Source organism: Spirosoma terrae (assembly GCF_010435915.1).
Lineage (GTDB): Bacteria > Bacteroidota > Bacteroidia > Cytophagales > Spirosomataceae > Spirosoma > Spirosoma terrae.
Genome location: NZ_JAAFZH010000009.1, coordinates 166,703 through 182,783 on the forward strand (window position 1 = coordinate 166,703; position 16,081 = coordinate 182,783).

At 47.6% G+C, this 16,081-nt stretch carries 14 protein-coding genes; 12 read left to right on the plus strand and 2 right to left on the minus strand.

The genetic code is table 11. The annotated features are described in order from the left end of the window. Positions 1-897 (minus strand): nucleotidyltransferase family protein, encoded by an 897-nt coding sequence (locus GK108_RS19370; protein ID WP_163952122.1) that lies wholly within the window; start codon positions 895-897, stop codon positions 1-3. Positions 898-1,163: 266 nt separating this feature from the next. On the opposite strand from GK108_RS19370, the gene GK108_RS19375 reads away from it, so the two are divergent. The 9 genes from GK108_RS19375 to GK108_RS19415 all read left to right on the plus strand — a co-directional run bounded on the left by GK108_RS19375 (position 1,164) and on the right by GK108_RS19415 (position 8,843). Further along, positions 1,164-2,333, plus strand: coding sequence for a homogentisate 1,2-dioxygenase (locus GK108_RS19375; RefSeq protein WP_163952124.1), 1,170 nt, complete (start codon positions 1,164-1,166; stop codon positions 2,331-2,333). 39 nt (positions 2,334-2,372) lie between these two features. Next, positions 2,373-3,509: a 4-hydroxyphenylpyruvate dioxygenase gene (hppD, locus tag GK108_RS19380; protein ID WP_163952126.1), complete on the plus strand. Its 1,137-nt coding sequence runs from the start codon at positions 2,373-2,375 to the stop codon at positions 3,507-3,509. Positions 3,510-3,623: 114 nt separating this feature from the next. After that, positions 3,624-4,349, plus strand: a complete 726-nt coding sequence (phhA, locus tag GK108_RS19385) for a phenylalanine 4-monooxygenase (RefSeq protein ID WP_163952128.1) — start codon at positions 3,624-3,626, stop codon at positions 4,347-4,349. A gap of 102 nt (positions 4,350-4,451) precedes the next feature. Further along, positions 4,452-4,889, plus strand: a complete 438-nt coding sequence (locus GK108_RS19390; RefSeq protein ID WP_163952130.1) for a MarR family winged helix-turn-helix transcriptional regulator — start codon at positions 4,452-4,454, stop codon at positions 4,887-4,889. 18 nt (positions 4,890-4,907) lie between these two features. After that, entirely contained in the window at positions 4,908-6,116 is a 1,209-nt protein-coding gene (gene fahA / locus GK108_RS19395; protein ID WP_163952132.1) for a fumarylacetoacetase, read from the plus strand. A 30-nt stretch (positions 6,117-6,146) separates the two neighbouring features. Continuing rightward, positions 6,147-6,629, plus strand: a complete 483-nt coding sequence (locus GK108_RS19400) for a hypothetical protein (protein WP_163952134.1) — start codon at positions 6,147-6,149, stop codon at positions 6,627-6,629. Then, a complete protein-coding gene (locus GK108_RS19405; protein ID WP_163952136.1) occupies positions 6,626-7,285 on the plus strand; it encodes a hypothetical protein in 660 nt (219 codons plus the stop codon). Before GK108_RS19400 ends, GK108_RS19405 begins: the two co-directional genes overlap by 4 nt. Continuing rightward, on the plus strand, positions 7,278-8,189 hold the full coding sequence (locus GK108_RS19410; RefSeq protein WP_163952137.1) for a flavin reductase family protein: 912 nt from the start codon (positions 7,278-7,280) through the stop codon (positions 8,187-8,189). The genes GK108_RS19405 and GK108_RS19410 overlap by 8 nt, the downstream gene beginning before the upstream one ends. A 69-nt stretch (positions 8,190-8,258) precedes the next feature. Beyond that, positions 8,259-8,843 carry a DUF4142 domain-containing protein gene (locus GK108_RS19415; RefSeq protein WP_163952140.1) on the plus strand — a complete coding sequence of 195 codons (585 nt, stop codon included), beginning with the start codon at positions 8,259-8,261 and terminating at the stop codon, positions 8,841-8,843. 162 nt (positions 8,844-9,005) lie between these two features. Here the strand turns inward: GK108_RS19415 and ggt are convergent, their stop codons facing one another. Next, a complete protein-coding gene (ggt, locus tag GK108_RS19420; RefSeq protein WP_163952142.1) occupies positions 9,006-10,808 on the minus strand; it encodes a gamma-glutamyltransferase in 1,803 nt (600 codons plus the stop codon). 248 nt (positions 10,809-11,056) lie between these two features. Between ggt and GK108_RS19425 the strand changes: the two genes are divergently transcribed. The 3 genes from GK108_RS19425 to GK108_RS19435 all read left to right on the plus strand — a co-directional run bounded on the left by GK108_RS19425 (position 11,057) and on the right by GK108_RS19435 (position 16,062). Beyond that, positions 11,057-12,298 (plus strand): ABC transporter permease, encoded by a 1,242-nt coding sequence (locus tag GK108_RS19425; protein ID WP_163952144.1) that lies wholly within the window; start codon positions 11,057-11,059, stop codon positions 12,296-12,298. A 142-nt stretch (positions 12,299-12,440) separates the two neighbouring features. Then, positions 12,441-12,920: a hypothetical protein gene (locus GK108_RS19430; RefSeq protein ID WP_163952146.1), complete on the plus strand. Its 480-nt coding sequence runs from the start codon at positions 12,441-12,443 to the stop codon at positions 12,918-12,920. Positions 12,921-13,077: 157 nt separating this feature from the next. Next, on the plus strand, positions 13,078-16,062 hold the full coding sequence (locus GK108_RS19435) for a patatin-like phospholipase family protein (RefSeq protein ID WP_163952148.1): 2,985 nt from the start codon (positions 13,078-13,080) through the stop codon (positions 16,060-16,062). Positions 16,063-16,081: the final 19 nt, after the last annotated feature.

Consider the following 16,081-nt stretch of genomic DNA (forward strand, 5'->3'; position numbering starts at 1 on the left):
CTACCACAATTTATCCGGGTATTTACCCTCATCGTGCAGTCGCTTTAACGCTTCCTGCACAACGGGTTTGTCTTCCGGATAGGTAACCCCAAACCATTCTGACTGGCTGCGAAATACTTTGCAATGCCCCAGATCTGTCTGAATCAGATTAGTCATTACGGTTGGAATATAAAACTCTGCTTTTGGCGAGTCGATGTTGGCAAAAGCATAGCTTTCGAACTGTTGCAATACCAAAGGGAAAACCGAGGGCTTAAATCCCCAGAAATTCATCGACACGGGCGTTTCGGGCGACAAAGGCGTTACGCCCTCTGCTTCTTCATAGACGATACGGCCTTCCTGTTCATAAATCTTGGTCCGCTCAATCACTGACGCCAGATTTCCGTTATCGTTTACTTCACAAACTCCCCGCGACACAGAACCGTTGTCCGACAATGTATTCTTGACTTCGTAGCCCACCATTGCGTGCAATTGGTCGTCCGTATCTGTTTTCAGGAATTCGGCAATTAATTGAAACGCTTCAAACCCGTAGAAGTCATCGGCATTGATAATAGCAAATGGCGTTTGGGTATGGTCTTTGGCGCAAAGCATGGCGTGACCAGTTCCCCAGGGCTTGGTCCGTCTTACGTCGCCCAGTTCTTCTGGTACGTAAGACGTTAGTGCCTGAATGGCGTAATCTACTTCTATTTTTCCAGCCAGCTTCCCGCTGAATACCTCTTCGAAATCACTACGTAGTTCTTCACGTATGATAAAAACGACCTTGCCAAAACCGGCACGAATAGCATCGAAAAGGGAATAGTCAATAATAGTCTCGCCGTTCGGCCCGAACTGATCGAGTTGTTTTACACCACCGTAGCGGCTGCCCATACCAGCTGCCAGGATTAAAAGGGTAGGTTGCATTCTCGTAATAGTCAATAATGAGTTATCGTCAGATCAGAATCAAAAGTAGGAAAAAGGTTTTCGGCTACCTATACAAATAGATTCTACTACTATTTTACCCGCTTAATCATCAATTAAGAAAAATATTTCTAAACAATATACAATTTAATTTAGTTAGTTTTATAACTTTACGCAAAGCAATAATTGCTTTAACAACAATTACACTTCATCAATAAGTCTGGATTCTCCCCGAGTAGGTCCCTATTTGGGGAGTTCCTAAAAATGCTATGCCATTCTATCATACACTCGGTAAGATCCCTCAAAAGCGCCATACGCAGTTCGAAAAAACGGATGGTTCAGGCGGGCTTTATTATGAGCAGTTGTTCGGAACAATTGGCTTCGATGGCATGTCTTCCCTACTCTACCACATACACCGGCCAACTATGGTACGAGATGTACTGGAGAGCGTCGACGTAACACCTAAGGTAGCCGTCGAGAAAAACATACTTTCCCGAAAACTGATTGGTTTCTCGGTTCAGCCAACCAACGACTATCTCGAGAGTCGAGTGCCATTATTAGTCAACAAAGACTTGATTTTTGGACTGGCGGCACCCCAACAATCGTTGACCGATTATTTTTACAAAAATGCAGATTCGGATGAGTTGCTGTTTATCCATCGGGGATCCGGAAAGCTACGTACCCTGTTCGGCACGATCCCTTTCCAGTATGGCGACTATCTGGTTATTCCGCGCGGCACGATTTACCAGATTAATTTCGACACGGCCGATAATCGCCTTCTGTATGTCGAATCACATTCGCCAATCTATACGCCTAAACGCTATCGAAATCAGTTCGGTCAATTACTTGAACATTCGCCCTATTGCGAACGAGACTTTGTTCGCCCAACCGATCTCGAAACCCACGACGAAACGGGCGACTTTCTGATCAAGATTAAAAAACAGGGTGCGCTTCATTCGCTGGTGTTCGCCAGTCATCCATTCGACGTGGTTGGCTGGGATGGTTATAACTATCCGTACGGATTTTCCATGTTTAACTTTGAACCGATCACGGGTCGGGTCCATCAACCACCACCAGTCCATCAGACGTTTCAGACGGATTCATTTGTCGTTTGTTCGTTCGTGCCCCGGCTGTTCGATTACCATCCAAAAGCGATTCCCGCTCCTTATAATCACTCCAATATCGACTCCGACGAAGTCATTTATTACGTCGATGGTGATTTTATGTCGCGTAACGACATCGCGCAGGGCCATATTACCCTCCATCCGGGCGGCATTCCGCATGGACCGGCACCTGGCGCTATGGAACGTAGCATCGGCAAGAAAGAAACCCAGGAGTATGCGGTTATGGTTGATACGTTCCGACCGCTGATGCTGACCGAGCAAGCGCTCCAAATCGACGACGGTACGTATTATAAATCCTGGCTGGACCCATCCTAAAAACACGATCGTTCACCTCTTCAGCATCAACAAATAATCATGGAAGCAATCGATATTCTCGACCCACAAACCTACTCCGTCGAAAACGCAGATTTTCTGCCATTGAACGGTACCGACTATATTGAACTCTACGTCAGTAACGCCCGCCAGGCCGCCCATTATTACCAGACGGCCTTTGGTTTTCAGCCACTGGCTCATGCGGGGCTGGAAACCGGACTAAAAGATCGGGAATCATACGTAGTGCAGCAGGGAAAAATCCGGCTTGTCCTTACCTCTCCCTTACATGGCGATACTGCCATCGGTCGTCACATCGACCAGCACGGCGATGGTGTTCGGGTGGTGGCCTTATGGGTCAATGATGCCGCCCGTTCCTTTACTGAAACAGTTAACCGGGGTGCGCAGGCTTACCTGAACCCAACGCGCGAACAGGATGACTATGGCTACGTGGTGCGTTCCGGCATTCATACCTATGGTGATACTGTGCACATCTTTGTCGAACGTAGCACGTACGAGGGCGTATTTCTTCCGGGTTATGTACCCTGGAACCCCGATTATCGACCAAAGGAAGCAGGACTACAATACGTCGATCACATGGTTGGCAATGTAGGCTGGCACGAAATGAACGTCTGGATGAGCTTTTATCATGACGTAATGGGCTTTCAGCAGCTCGTTTCGTTTGATGATAAAGATATCTCAACGGAATATACGGCTCTGATGAGTAAGGTTATGAGTAACGGCAACGGGCGCGTCAAATTCCCGATTAATGAGCCAGCCGAAGGCAAGAAAAAATCGCAGATTGAAGAATATCTGGACTTTTACGGCGGGCCTGGTATCCAGCACATTGCTGTAGCAACCGACAATATTATCGACACCGTTATGACGTTACGTAGCCGGGGTGTCGAATTCCTGACCGTGCCCGATACGTACTACGACGACCTGGCTGAACGCGTTGGTCCCATCGATGAGGAGATTTCCCGACTACGACCGCTTGGAATTTTAGTTGATCGCGACGACGAGGGTTACCTGCTCCAGATTTTCACGAAACCGGTTTGCCCCCGCCCTACACTCTTTTTCGAGATCATCCAGCGCAAAGGCGCTAAGTCGTTCGGCAAAGGCAACTTCAAAGCGCTCTTCGAAGCCATCGAACGAGAGCAGGAACTCAGAGGTACGTTATAATTAATGTTGAATGATAGAATGAGTGAATAGGTGAATAGGCTTACGCTTCACTTAGTTCTACATTCACTCATTCTATCACTCAACAGTCACTCATTAAACAGTCACCATTCAGCCATGACCCAGACATATGCTAACTATACGGCTGACGATCAGGCCGTATGGAAACTATTAGTTGAGCGACAAATGGCGCAGTTGCCCGGAAAAGCCAGTCAGGCCTATCTGGATGGCATTAAGGCCACGGGCTTTCGGGCCGACCGCATCCCGGATTTTGAGCTGGACCTGAATCCACGCCTAACCCAGTTAACTGGCTGGCGAGTATCGGCCGTTGACGGACTTATTCCGAACCGAACGTTTTTTGAGTTGATGGCGAATCGACATTTCCCGGCCACGACCTGGCTCCGCCGACGCGATCAGTTGGATTACTTACCCGAGCCCGACATGTTTCACGATACGTTCGGGCATGTTCCGATGCTCTCCAATCAGGCATTCTGTGACTTTCTGGCCGCACTCAGCCAGATCGCTCTCCGCTTTGTCGATCATGAAGAAGCGATTGATATGATTTCGCGATTATACTGGTACACGGTCGAATTTGGTCTTATTGAGGAGAATGATGGGCTTCGCATATACGGCGGTGGTATTCTATCGTCAGTGGGTGAAACAACATACAGTTTGTATAGCGACCAACCCCGACGCCTGCCCTATCAGGTCGATACGTTGTTGCGAACGCCCTATATCATCGATCATTATCAGGAACAGTATTTTGTAATTCAGTCATACGATCAGCTTTACCATTCAGTACCGGAAATTGAGGCCACTTTAGAAGGACTGTTAGTTAGTTGACTATTTTTGTCGTAAACAGATTCGTGCTGCTGACTGCGCTTAAGTCTATTATAGTGCAATCTAACGCATTGAATCGTACGACAATGTCTGACTTTTTGTATAATGACGCACCCCTCAGATACACGGGCCTATTTTTTTAAAATTGATACAACGATCAAGAAAATACGTAACGCGCTTCAGAAACAGTTTAATGATGCGGGCTTTGGCTTGACTGTCGATCAATGGGTTATCATCGATCACCTGTATCGAAATCCGGGTATAAGCCAGAATACGATCTCAGAACTAACCACTAAAGACGCGCCAACCGTTACGCGAATTATCGACCTGCTGTCGCAAAAAGGATTAACCGAACGGCGCATGGCTGATAATGACCGGCGAAAGTTTCTGGTTTATCTGACCGAAGCCGGAGAAGCCAAACATCAGGAAGTCTTACCCATTGTGTCGGCGATGCGACGCAAAGGCTGGGGTGAACTCAGCGAAGAAGATTACCAACATTTTGTACGGATCATGGATTCTATATACAATAACGTCAGCGATTAGCGTATACTTTCCCTGCTTATGTACGGCATTTTCAGCTATGGTATTGCCTCGCCCCGAGTGGGTCTAAAACACGGCCAATTTATTCTTGACCTCGAAATCGTTAGCCTGTTAGGTTATTTCAATGGTCTGGGCATCGATCCTGCCGTATTTGCTCAGCCCGTTCTGAACGATTTCATTGCGTTGGGCAAACCCGTTCATCAACGCATTCGGCAGCGATTACGGGAGCTGTTGAGTGCTGAAAGCAACTCGTTCGAAGGTATCCACGATCAGGTTTTTATCGAAGAATCACGCGCTCAGTTGCATTTACCCATTCGTATCGGCAACTACACCGACTTTTACGCAGGCATTCATCATGCCGAAAACGTTGGTCGTATGTTTCGTCCCAACGGCGATCCATTACTGCCCAACTACAAACATCTGCCCGTAGCCTATCATGGCCGGGCTTCGTCGATTATAGTGTCAGGAACACCAATTCGACGGCCGTATGGGCAATACCTGGATATAGATAACAAGCCCGTTTTTGGGCCGTCGCAGACCCTTGACTTTGAGCTGGAACTGGGCCTGGTTATCGGCAAAAGCAATTCACTGGGCGAACCCGTACGTATCGATGAGGCTGAGGAGTATATTTTTGGTATTACCCTGTTCAACGATTGGTCGGCACGGGATATCCAACGATGGGAATACCAGCCATTAGGCCCTTTTCTGGGCAAAAACTTCGCGTCGAGTCTGTCGGCCTGGGTATTACCCATTGAGGACCTGGAACCATTTCGCCTGGAAGGTCCAGAACAGGAACCTATTCCGCTACCGTATCTGCAACACGCCAGACCATCTTACTTCGACATACAGCTCGACGTCATGCTGACGATTCCTGGCCAGGAGCCGGTTGTGATTAGCCAGTCGAACGCCCGGTTTTTATATTGGAGTTTCGCCCAGATGATTACTCACCACACAGCGGGTGGCTGCAACCTGCAAGTAGGCGATGTACTGGCAACGGGGACTATTTCGGGGAATACGCCTGGTAGCTATGGCTCGTTGCTGGAACTTAGCTGGAATGGCACACGCCCGCTCCACCTTGAGAACGGAGATACGCGCACTTTCCTAAACGATGGCGACACCGTTACGTTACGTGGCCGGGCATTTTCTCGTGGCATCCGCGTTGATTTGGGAGAAGTTGCTGGAACGATTCAACCGGCTATCTACCCGCCTGTCAGTAGGATTCCGGATTAGCCTCTTTCTATCGACATAAACTGTTCCTAAATGAGGCTGTTAATCGTACTCGCCATTCTTTCTTTTTTATTGGCTGGCTGCGACGAGTGTGGTCCCGATGGAGAACCTGCTCTCGACCTGATCATTTACCAGGCCAACCCGTTTACGATTGATACGCTTTATACACTCGATAGTCAACAGCCGCTACCCAGCCAGCCTTATTCCGTAACAGGTTTAAATTCTGCCCAACAGCGGATTCTACCGATAAACCTGAATGCGGATAAAACCCGCTATGTATTCCAGATAAACGGTCGTAAGGATACATTAACCGTATTTTATACGCTCGATTTTGCTTATCGTAACAGGCGATGTGGCTACGTATTAACGGTAAAAGAACCGCCCGATAAATCGCCGGATCAACAAGTTCAGATAACCAGAGGTAAGATTCAGAACGTATGGTATATGCCCAATCAGGATGGGGCTTTCCTGAAGGAATCCCGGAAAAGTGGCATCTCCCTGTCTATTCGTTTATGAAGAACTGTTTACTCGTTGTCGGATTTGCTTTATATTCTATATCAAGCTTTGCCCAAACAGATCGACCTATTCTGATTGGCATTGATGTGCTAAAACCAGCCCTTTTACTGGTTACGCCCAATCGTACCCTTTTCCGTCTGGCTGAAGCAACCATAAAAATTCCCAACGCTTCGGGACGATACTTATCGCTCATGGCAGGCTATGGCGAGTGTCATTCTGGTGTAATCTACCGAAATGTCAAGCTTAATACGTATGGCTATTACGTAAAGATTGGCACTGAGCCTGGCAAGCAGGTTGGTTTTACCGCAAGCTGGAACAGCTTAATAGGGTTCGTTCATGAAGACGGTAACTATACATTCCAGGGCCCAACATTTGGCGATTATCTAGCGCCCATTCCGGCAAGGAATCGAGCTATTATTGGCTTTGAAGGTAGCTTAGCTCACCAATTTCGTTTATCAGAAAGCCTGCTGCTCCGTTTGTCGGGGCGGCTTACACCTGCCTTGTTAATTGGTCCCAAAGAAGACAAGGTAAATGCTTATTTTATTCCCGGAATAGGTCTGGTAGCTGGCGATCCATTAGTTTGTGGGGTAGGAATAGGCTTACATTTGTTCGTCAAACTACCCTTTCAGAAAAAGCTTACTTCTCAACATGACTAAAACCATTAATCCCGCCGACTTACAACCGAACGAATTCTATCGGTACATGATTGGTACCATAGGTCCACGCCCGATTGCTTTTGCCAGCACCATCGATACGGCGGGCCAGGTTAACCTCAGCCCATTCAGTTTTTTCAATATTGTTGGCTATAATCCGCCAACACTGATCGTTGCTCCAACCATAAACCGGCATGGCCATAAAAAGCATACCCTACTAAACCTGGAAGAAGTAGGCGAACTGGTCATAAACATCGTCAACTACGCCATGGTCGAGCAAATGTCGTTGGCCAGCGCTGAATTTGAGCGGGGAGTCAATGAATTCGAGAAAGCTGGATTTATGGCTATTCCGTCCACGCTGGTACGTCCACCCCGCGTTGGCGAATCACCAGCTTCGTTTGAATGCGTTGTCCGGCAAATTATTCCAACGTATCAACAGTCGGACAATAACTCTTCGTACCCACCCGGTGCCAGCCACCTCATCATTTGCGAAGTGGTTATGGCCCACATCAACGATTTTATTCTCGATGAGGCTGGCGCGATTGATCCTCAGCAACTTGATCTTGTTGGCCGTATGGGTGGCGATTGGTATGCCCGTGCTCACGGTGACGCTTTGTTTGAAGTGGCCCGCCCGAAGATAGGCATTGGTATCGATCAAATTCCGACCGCCATACGTAACAGTCCTATTTTGTCGGGTAACGATCTGGGTAAACTGGGCAGTTTTGCGGCCTTCCCGACTGATGATGAGATCCAGCAGTATAAAGAATCAGGCGTATTGACTGAGTTGTTCAATGAAGCACAATATGGCTGTCAATACTTACCGGATTTATTACACCTTCGGGCCAAACAGTTATTGAGCACTAACAACGTAAAAGAGGCCTGGTTAACGCTGCTACAAATTCGGTGATATCCAAACCAACACGATAAACAAGTAGTCGTAAAGCGCGGTTTACTATACAATTCAATTTGGGTAACCATGAAACATAGTACATTTTTTTCTGTATCGTTCTGCCTGCTGCTTACCGCAGGTTGCTCTAGTAACGATAGTACCGACAAAGCCGACAGAATCAACGACGAACGTATCGACAAACAGGCCATTGCGGTTAGCGACGACGCTAAAAAAGACGCCAAAGAGGTAAGTCGACTAATGGTACGATTGTCCGACTCCGGCCTCACAGAGTACGAATTAAGCAAGATCGCTCTGCAAAAAGCGACGAATCCGGAGGTACGAGCCTATTCGCAACGGGCCATTAATGACCACCAGCAGGACGACCGTACGCTACGTGCTTTGGCCAAGCAGATGAACGTAACACTTCCGGCTGAGCTTTCGGAAAAAAGTAAGAGTTACCAAGAAAAACTAACGAGTCAGAAAGCTGGTACCGAGTTTGATCTACAGTATCTGAGCAATATGGTTGACCTAAACGACAAAGCCATCGATGCGGCCGATGATCTAATCGATTTAGCGCCAAACGATGATGCTAAAACGTTTGCCAGAAAAATACTTGATGATGACAAAAAGCACAAGGATCAGGCTAAACAACTAAAAAACGCACTGGACTAACATATGCCTTTTCCCATCCGTTATTCACGGATCAGGAATCGGTTGTTTAGCAAAATTCAACTCCTTGCGAGTCCGTTTAAACGTATTGAACCACAAAGAACACCGAGAGCTTTGATTACCAGTCTCGGTGTTCTTTGTGGTTCAATATAGTAAGCTTGGTACCTAATACCCCCGCGCCGTATTATCGGCCCGTGGGTCAGAAGCTCCTTCATAAGAACCGTCGGGACGTACCAGAACACAGTCCATACGGCCGAGCGTATTGGTCAGTTTTTCGAGGATATACCCCCGGCTTTGCAACGCCTGAATAGTTGGTTCCGAAAAGGCTCCGTTCTCAAATATCGTTTTGTCCGGCAACCACTGATGGTGGAATTTCAGGGCATTAACCGCTTCCTGCATGCTCATGCCATGTTCTATTACGTTCAGTATAGTCTGATAAACCGACGTAATAATCGTTGAACCACCCGGCGTGCCAACCACCATAAACAACTTGCCATCTTTTTCCAGAATGGTTGGCGTCATAGACGATAGCATCCGTTTGTTGGGCGCAATGGCGTTGGCCTGATTACCAATCAAACCAAACATGTTTGGCACACCCGGTTTAATACTGAAATCGTCCATCTCGTTGTTCAGGAAAAAACCAGCGCCACCAACCACCACACGGCTACCATACCCTCCATTCAACGTTGTGGTAATACTGACGGCATTCCCTTCTTTATCGACGACCGAGAAGTGGGTTGTTTCCAGACTTTCATAGCCTGGAATTGTACCGCCTTTTACGGCCCGGCTATCCGTAGCTTTGGCAAATGAAAAATCGGTCCAGCGTGTACGCAGATAATTAGGATTGATCAGCGTATCGACGGGCACTTTCACAAAATCAGGATCGCCCAGAAACTTGGCCCGGTCGGCATAGACACGACGCTCGGCTTCAATCATAACCTGAACTGTAGAATCCCGATTCCACCCCCATTTACGTAACGGATATGGTTCCGTAAAGCGCATGAGCTGAATGAGCGCCACCCCTCCGCTGGAGGTTGGCGGCATAGTTATTACGTTATAGGATTTATAGTTCGCCTGAAGAGGCTGACGCCAGACAGAATGGTAATTTTTCAGGTCTTCTGCAGAGATTAACCCCTTACCACGCTTCATTTCTTCGGCCAGTAAACGAGCCGTTTCGCCTTCGTAGAACCCAGCCCGGCCCTGCGCCTGAATCCGTTGCAATGTTTTGGCTAAATCGGCCTGCACCAGCAAATCGCCTTTCTTCCATGTCGTGGTATCCGTTGGCGATGTACTTTTCAGGAAATAGGCTTTACCAGGATTGATGGTTGTTAAATCCGTCTTGATTCGGTTTAAACCCAACGCATCCCGTTCGGTAAGCGCAAAACCTTTGGCAGCCAGATCCACAGCTGGTTGCAGCACCTCGGCCCAGGCTAGCTTGCCAAATCGCTTATGCGCTTCTACCATACCATCCACTGAACCCGGAACTCCGCTGGCCAGATGTCCGCTGATGCTCAGCCCCTGCCGAACATTTCCCAGAGAGTCCAGATACATATTTTGAGTAGCCTGTCCGGGTGCTTTCTCCCGGTAATCGAGTGTATAGGCACTACCCGCCCGATCGCGATAGACCATAAAACCACCACCACCGATATTACCCGCCCCCGGATAAACCACCGCCAGGGCAAACTGAACAGCAACAGCAGCATCTACCGCATTACCGCCAGCTTTCAGAATAGTTAAACCAACCTGCGATGCTTCCGGATGGGCCGACGCTACCATTCCATTACGTCCAATAACACCCTTACGATCCGAGAAAAACGGCTGAACGGTCGGATCTTCATCGCGATATTGGTAAACGCCCTGGCTCTGCTCAATTTTCGACCCAGTAGTTGATGGTTTCTGCGTTTTACAGGCAGCCAGGGCTACCATAAAGGCAATTAATGTAGAATGGTAGATGATACTTTTTTTCATACAGCGTCCGGCCAGGTAATTATAAAACCCCTAATCTACGAAAATCACAGTAGCTGTGTAGCATCCATTTGTCAACAAATCGATTAGTACAACTACATAGCGCTATTTTCTCTGTTCTAACGCAACCATTTATCCCTCAGAAAGACACACTTATCCGAAACGGATAGGTATCAATCGCGTAAATTTCTTAATTTGTCCTACTTCATTGGCAACAGATAACAAACAGGCATAGTCAGCGTGCTTCATCCATGCAGTTTCTTCGTCAGGTTTTAGAAAGTTTTCGCTTTGCGTGGCAGGCGCTACGTTCCAATCTGCTACGCACAACCCTCTCATTATTAGGCGTAACGATTGGCATCTTTGCCATTATCGCGGTTTTTACGTTGGTCGACTCGCTCGAACGTAGCGTTAAAGATAGCCTGTCGTTTATAGGCGACAAAGTGCTGTACGTTCAAAAATGGCCCTGGACCTTTGGCGGTGATTACCAGTGGTGGAAATATTTTCAGCGCCCGGAACCGACCTACAAAGAGTATCGATTTTTGTCCGACAAACTGGAGAATGCCGCTGCCGTTGTCGCTATGGATTTCAAAGGCCGGGTTACGGTAAAACGTAACAACAACAGTATGGCCTCGCTGATTCAGGGCACTACGTTCGATTACAATAAAATCTCAGATGTTCCGACAGTAAATGGTCGTTACTTTACGCAACAGGAAATGAATCTGGCGCGTAACGTAACGGTTATTGGTGGCGAAGTAGCCGACAACTTATTTCCCGACGAAGACCCTGTCGGCAAAGTGATCAAGATAAATGGATCGAACTTTACCGTCATTGGCGTTCAGGAAAAAAAGGGACAGGGACTAATCAATTTTGGCGGCAATCCCGACATCAAATGCCTTATTCCCTACGGTTCGTTTGCCAAGATGTTTCATTCCATCAATCCCAGTATCGACATTGCCATCAAAGGCTACGAAAGTGACGAAGGACTGCTGGAACTGGAAAGTGAAATTCGGGGACTGATGCGTACCCGGCGTGGTGTTCGCCCAACCCAGGAAGACAATTTCGCGATTAATCGCCCCGACGCAGCCGCCGAAGCCATTGGTGGAATCTTTGGCGTTTTAACCGTTGCGGGTTGGGTTATCGGTGGGTTTTCTATCCTGATTGGTGGTTTTGGTATTGCCAACATCATGTTCGTCAGCGTGAAAGAACGTACCAATATCATTGGCATTCAGAAATCGCTAGGTGCCAAAAATTACTTCATACTCTTCCAGTTTTTATTTGAAGCCATTTTACTGAGTCTGGTTGGCGGGCTGGCGGGGATTAGCCTGGTATACCTGCTGTCATTTATTAAACTAGGTACTCTTACGCTACATTTAACGGCGGGTAATATTATGCTGGGGCTAGGCGTATCGAGCATCATCGGTATTATTTCTGGTATCATTCCCGCTTTTTCGGCTTCCCGGCTAGATCCTGTCGTGGCTATTCGGGCCAAATAGTTTATCAGCGCGTAAGCCCGCTATCAACGGCTTACCTGAAGCGTTTTACAAACAATTCTGAAGAGATGGTGTTCTGTTTTCTGAACATATTCAAAAAATTCGTCTATTTGCACGGTATACCGCAACTTAACTAACCAATTCCATGCGAGGGATTTTGTACTTCCTGCTATTTCTACTAGTTGTTTTTGGCGTCTTATTCGTCCTGACGGGCTGGAGCTACAGCGATGGCGAACGGGCCGGAACGGTTTCTAAGTTTAGCCGTCGGGGCTACCTTTTCAAGACGTATGAGGGTGTTTTAAACGTTGGTGGTTTTTCGGGCGAAACGGGCTCGTTAACCCCTCAATATTTTGATTTTTCAGTAAAAGATGATGCCGTAGCACAGCAGATTACTGACGCGGTAAAAACAGGACAGCGCGTAACGCTTCATTACGAAGAGAAAATTCTTAGACTGCCCTGGAACGGCGAAACCAAATACTACATCACAGCGGTAGAAGTTATTGGGCCTCCGCCATCTCCCTATGGCACGAATCCCGCTTATCCGGGTGGCCAGCAACCCCAACAAACGGTGCCGCAGCAATCAGCTCCGCAACAAACACCAGCTACCGCCGACACGACGATATAACATATTGTTTATCAGCTCAAAAGCGCAACACCTAACGATCGGGTGTTGCGCTTTTTTTATGGACTACCGTTCCCTAAAATCACATTGAGGTTTATCTACTGATTGTCAAACTTTATGCCTACTCTTTTCACTCCTCACCTTTCCATACTTATTAACCATGTCTACTTCCACCATTTCCCAGGATTTACCTGAGCCATCGAATAATTCCAGACCAATCAATGGCTTGGCAAAGCTTGCTCAACGATTAGCTCCTGTTCGAGTGTACCTGCTACTCGCATCGCTGGTCGTTTCAATGATACTGCTGTTTCTGGAAGCCCCTTTTGGCGACTATCACATCCATGCGTTAAGCCATTCATTAGCGTTGGGCGGCCAGTCTCCCCTACCCACGATCTATTCGTGGACGAACAATCAGTGGCAACTGGCTCAATTGGAGATGCTGATAGACAACTTTTTCGTCTTTGTCTACGGGAGCACTCTCATTACGTGGTGTTATTTTTTCGCTAACAATTCGCTTTTTGTGCTGGATGGAAGCCCTGAACCAGGGGCAACCTCAAAGCTGATGCGCCGATTGGGTGAATTGCTGGCCATGTTGGTGTTTGCCGGTATGGCCGCTGATCTGATTGAAAACGTAGTAATCAACAGTTGGTTTATTGAAAGCGTTACGTTTGTTCCCCCATCGTGGTTCTGGCGAATTATCGTTATCATCAAGTTTGTCCCTATTGTTGCTGCTATCTGGTATATTTCTCTCCATCCCCTCGGCATTCTTTATTCCTTTCTCGAGCTTTTACCCACATACAACCACGCTTTTCAGGCCAATAGCCTACGCCTGCGGACTTATGCTCAGCACGGTCAGCAAACCATGGAAACTATCCAGCAAAAAGCAGTTGACAAGGAAAATCAGGAGCCGATTCCCCCCCATGAACCGCAGCGTAAACGTTTCTGGTGGCTGCTTACCTTGTGGACCAGTTTATTAGGAATCCAATTTCTGGTATATCTGCTTTTGTTCATGCACATTGTTATCAATCTGGGACAGTTTGATGAGGTCTTTTTTCTGCTATTATCGTCTAGTGCTTCAGTTGTGCAGCTCTTCCCCTCAATTTTCTGGCTACTCGCCAGCCTGTTATGTTTGAGTGCCATGCTCTACGTAACCAGCAAAATCCTGCTGTATCTGAAACCAACCGTTGGCATCGACTCCGAAGATACCGAAGCCATTAGCGACGCTTTACGCGCCCGAAAATCGGAGTTTCAACTGATTCAAATTATCCCGTTACTGTTTGTAGCCCTACCTTTCCTGATTACGCTCATTGCCTTTCTTTCCAGCTATTTTGGCCTACCGGCTACCGAACGTAGTAATCCTCTCTACGTGTATCGGTTTATGGTACTGATCATTCTGCTATTATCCGTAGGTAGCCTAATCCAATACCTGTTCTACAAAGGCCACAGTCGCTCCCAGGACGAAACCAGCCTGGCACTATTTATCCCTAGTTCGCCAGCTAAAGATTATGCACTGCTGGTACGTCTTGCTCCCAAAAGTATTCTGTTCGGGCAGGGGCTACTAAGCCTTTTGCTGATTCTGTTTGTACCGACCCAGCTTGGCCTGTTTATAGCCCAGGCAATTGGCCTACACACCATTTTATTCTTATGGCTGTGTGCCGTTGCTTACTTGGGCACGTTGCTTATCCAATTCAACCGGTTACCGATTTATCCCCTTGCACTGGGACTGGTTATTTATGTAGTTGTAGCGTCTACGTTTAATGATAACAGCACGATTCGTCAAACATCGGAACGTGACAAATACGTAGCAAACCGCCCATCATTCGATACGTATTTTTCCCAATGGTACAACAACCCGTGGCGAAAAAGCCATGCCGATACAGCTGCAATGCCCGTCGTTATTATTGCCAGTGAAGGCGGTGGTATTCGTGCGGCCGGATGGACCACCGCCTGTTTGCACCAGCTCGATAGCATTATGCCTGGTTTCGGCCGCTACGTCTTTGGCATCAGTGGTGTATCGGGCGGAGGAGTTGGCGCTGCTACGTACGTTGCCCTCCGACGCGCTAAGGCTGGTCCAACGGAAGATTCGCTCGTCGGTCATCTGACCCGACAGGTTGTTTCCTCCGATTTAATTTCTCCGGTAATGGCGGCTATGCTTTTTCGGGGAGGATTTCACAACTTTTCTCCGGTTCCTCTTACTGCTTTAGATCGGAGCCGATGGCTCGAAGATGCCTGGGAAAATGCCCTATTTAAGCAGATTCCCAGCAATACGAGTAAAGCAAGCGACATTATCCAGGACCTTGTACGCACTGATTCTGTCCATCGCATTCTATCGACGTCTTTCTTGCAGTGCTTCGATTCAGAACGAGACAGCACTCGTTTTCCCCTCCTATTCCTAAATTCATCAGTGGCAGAAACCGGCCAAAAAGTGATTTTATCTCCGCTGACTCTGGACAATACGCCCACTTCCTTACAGAATCAGCAATCGCAGACAAATCCGTTTTACGATACGGTCGATCTATTCGGTGTCACTCAGCACGATATTCCTTTTAAAACGGCAGCTTTCCTGTGCGCCCGGTTTCCGTTTGTGACGAGTGGCGGACGAGCAGAAGGTCAATTGCCCAATATGAAACGGGATTGTAAGCCAGCCTTCCATTTGATTGATGGCGGCTATGTTGAGAATACGGGAATCATGACAGCCGTTCAGATTATCCGACGTCTACAACAGATTACCCGCAAAAATCCCAATGCCTACAAAGTACGATTCTATCTGCTTTTCTTACGTAATGGTCAGACCAGCGACCAGGCAGTTGCCAAGTCGACATTTCGCTTTCTGAGTGAGCCACTAACGGGTTTTCTTAATGCCGCAGATCGTCAGGGAATCAGCCTTGATCAACTGGTTGCTTACACTATTAAACGCAACAGCACCGACGTATCCAATGAGCTGGGTTTTTCCTATATCAATCTCGCCCTTGATCGATCGACCGGCCACCAATATCCGCTTGGCTGGTATCTGTCACCAACGGCAACCAATGAATTAAACGAGGCTGCCCGAAAAGGCGTAATCAGCCTCTTAAAGAACCAATTAACTCCTTTTCGAAATTATCTAACCAACGCAAAACCTACTCTTAACCAACCGTCAAACTAGCCATACAAGCCGCTTTAAA

Coding starts and splice junctions, on each gene's coding strand:
- GK108_RS19410 (WP_163952137.1), top strand. CDS start 7,278: ATGACTAAAACCATTAATCCCGCCGACTTACAACCGAACGAATTCTAT.
- GK108_RS19375 (WP_163952124.1), top strand. CDS start 1,164: ATGCCATTCTATCATACACTCGGTAAGATCCCTCAAAAGCGCCATACG.
- GK108_RS19370 (WP_163952122.1), bottom strand. CDS start 897: ATGCAACCTACCCTTTTAATCCTGGCAGCTGGTATGGGCAGCCGCTAC.
- GK108_RS19425 (WP_163952144.1), top strand. CDS start 11,057: ATGCAGTTTCTTCGTCAGGTTTTAGAAAGTTTTCGCTTTGCGTGGCAG.
- hppD (WP_163952126.1), top strand. CDS start 2,373: ATGGAAGCAATCGATATTCTCGACCCACAAACCTACTCCGTCGAAAAC.
- GK108_RS19435 (WP_163952148.1), top strand. CDS start 13,078: ATGTCTACTTCCACCATTTCCCAGGATTTACCTGAGCCATCGAATAAT.
- GK108_RS19405 (WP_163952136.1), top strand. CDS start 6,626: ATGAAGAACTGTTTACTCGTTGTCGGATTTGCTTTATATTCTATATCA.
- GK108_RS19415 (WP_163952140.1), top strand. CDS start 8,259: ATGAAACATAGTACATTTTTTTCTGTATCGTTCTGCCTGCTGCTTACC.
- fahA (WP_163952132.1), top strand. CDS start 4,908: ATGTACGGCATTTTCAGCTATGGTATTGCCTCGCCCCGAGTGGGTCTA.
- phhA (WP_163952128.1), top strand. CDS start 3,624: ATGACCCAGACATATGCTAACTATACGGCTGACGATCAGGCCGTATGG.
- GK108_RS19430 (WP_163952146.1), top strand. CDS start 12,441: ATGCGAGGGATTTTGTACTTCCTGCTATTTCTACTAGTTGTTTTTGGC.
- GK108_RS19390 (WP_163952130.1), top strand. CDS start 4,452: ATGACGCACCCCTCAGATACACGGGCCTATTTTTTTAAAATTGATACA.
- GK108_RS19400 (WP_163952134.1), top strand. CDS start 6,147: ATGAGGCTGTTAATCGTACTCGCCATTCTTTCTTTTTTATTGGCTGGC.
- ggt (WP_163952142.1), bottom strand. CDS start 10,808: ATGAAAAAAAGTATCATCTACCATTCTACATTAATTGCCTTTATGGTA.